Here is a 2,039-nt window from a genome sequence, read left to right as displayed (position 1 = left end):
GGTGGGTGGAGGGGCGCTGGTCGGCGTCGTAGCCCCAGGGTTTGCGGGTGATGCCGAAGTCGGTCCAGGTGTCGGTGAAGCGGGTGGCTTCGGCGGTGGTCTGGTAGCCCATGTACTCGGCGAAGGACTCGTTCAGCCAGATGTCGTCCCACCAGCGGAGGGTGACGAGGTCGCCGAACCACATGTGGGCCATCTCGTGGGCGATGACCATGGCGCGGGTCTGGCGTTCGGTGTCGGTGACGGCGGAGCGGTACACGAACTCGTCGCGGAAGGTGACGAGTCCGGGGTTCTCCATGGCGCCCGCGTTGAACTCGGGGACGAAGGCCTGGTCGTACGAGTCGAAGGGGTAGGGCTCGTCGAACTTCTCGTGGTAGCGGTCGAAGCAGGCGCGGGTCACTTCGAGGAGTTCGTCGGCGTCCGCTTCGAGGTGCGGGGCGAGGGAGCGGCGGCAGTGCAGTGCGAAGGGCAGGCCGCGGTGCTCGGTGCGGATCGAGTGGTACGGGCCTGCGGCGATCGCGGCGAGGTAGGTGGAGATGGGTGGGGTCTCGGCGATCTGCCACCGGCCGGGGGTGTGTTCGGTGGCGATGCCGTTGCCGAGGACGGTCCAGGCTTCGGGGGCGGTGACGGTGAACGCGAAGCGGGCCTTCAGGTCGGGCTGGTCGAAGCAGGGGTAGATCCGCTGGGCGTCGTCCATGCAGGCCTGCGTGTACAGGTACGTCTCGCCGTCGGTGGGGTCGGTGAAACGGTGCATGCCCTCGCCGGTACGGGAGTAGTGCATGGCGGCGTCGACGTGCAGTTCGTGCGGGCCGGCGGTGAGGCCGGTCAGCGGGAGCCGGTCTCCGGTGTGGGACGCGGGGTCGAGGGGCTGTCCGTCGAGCGTGGCGGAGCGCAGCGTTTCGGCTTTGAGCTCGATGAAGGTGTCGCCGTCCGCGGCGGTGGTGAAGTGGATCGCCGTGCGGGAGTCGAAGGTGGCGTCGCCTGTCGTCAGGTCGAGGTGGACCTCGTACCGCTGGACTTCGATGAGCTTGGCTCGTTGTTGCGCTTCGTCGCGCGTGAGTACGGACATGGGGTCATGCTGCACGATGTGTTGCTGTTGGCACAGGGGCACCCTGGGCCGGGGCTGGGCCCTGGGGGCTCCGCCCCCGGACCCCCGCTCCTCAAACGCCGGAGGGGCTGACTTTCGCCCTCCGGGCTCGTCCTCAAACGCCGGACGGGCTGGAATTGCCGGGCGGGCTGGAGTTCACGCCTCGGGCGTGGCCGTACCCGTGCCCGTATTGGCGATCGTCTCGTGGTGGCGGATGACCTCCGCGATGATGAAGTTCAGCAGCTTCTCCGCGAACGCCGGGTCCAGTTTCGCGCTTTCCGCGAGGGTGCGGAGGCGGTCGATCTGGTGGGACTCGCGGTTCGGGTCGGCGGGGGGCAGCTGGTGGGCGGCCTTGAGGAGGCCTACCTGCTGGGTGCACTTGAAGCGTTCCGCGAGCATGTGGACGACTGCGGCGTCGATGTTGTCGATGCTGTCGCGCAGGCGGGCGAGTTCGGCTCGGACATCGGCGTCGACCTCCGCGGGCTGACCGTTGTCGCTGTTCGTGATGCTCATAGGAGCGAGCCTACGTTGCCGGGCGGAGCATGGGCGGGTCGTCCGGGTCGGGTATCTGCTGGGACCAGCCACCCGGTACGGCGCGGCCCTGTTGTTCGCGGAAGCGGACCGGGGCGACGCCGACGCGGCGGGTGAACAGGCGGGAGAAATAGGCCGGATCGTCGTAGCCGACGCGGCGGGCGACGGCGGCTACGGGGAGTTCGGTGGCGGCGAGGAGTTCCTTGGCGCGGCCGAGGCGGATGCCGAGCAGGTAGTCCTTGGGGCTGCAGCCGGCGCCGCGGCGGACGGCGGTGCGCAGCTCGGCGGGGGTCATGCCGTGCCGGGCGGCGTGTTCGGCGACGGAGAGCGGCTGGAACGCGTCGCGGGCGAGGGCCTGGAGGACGGGGTCGCCGTCGGGGGCGATGTCGGCGCGGGCGCGGCGCAGGGCGACGAGGAGTTCGTG

The 2,039-nt window shown here is 69.9% G+C and carries 3 protein-coding genes; all 3 read right to left on the bottom strand.

Annotated features, from left to right (window positions below; genetic code table 11):
• Positions 1-1,066, bottom strand: a 1,066-nt coding sequence (locus tag GUY60_RS37190) for a M1 family metallopeptidase (RefSeq protein ID WP_246236136.1), incomplete at its 3' end; no start/stop codon positions are given.
• Positions 1,067-1,240: 174 nt separating this feature from the next.
• Positions 1,241-1,597 carry a chorismate mutase gene (locus GUY60_RS37185; protein WP_161705920.1) on the bottom strand — a complete coding sequence of 119 codons (357 nt, stop codon included), beginning with the start codon at positions 1,595-1,597 and terminating at the stop codon, positions 1,241-1,243.
• Between the two features lie 10 nt (positions 1,598-1,607).
• The coding region (locus tag GUY60_RS37180) for a helix-turn-helix transcriptional regulator (protein WP_161705919.1) at positions 1,608-2,039 on the bottom strand (432 nt) is incomplete at its 5' end.

Origin of the sequence: Streptomyces boluensis (genome assembly GCF_009908195.1) — a bacterium.
In the GTDB taxonomy this organism is placed as follows: domain Bacteria; phylum Actinomycetota; class Actinomycetes; order Streptomycetales; family Streptomycetaceae; genus Streptomyces; species Streptomyces boluensis.
The sequence above is the reverse complement of the archived record's forward strand: the minus strand, read 5'-3'. Positions and strand labels throughout refer to the sequence as shown.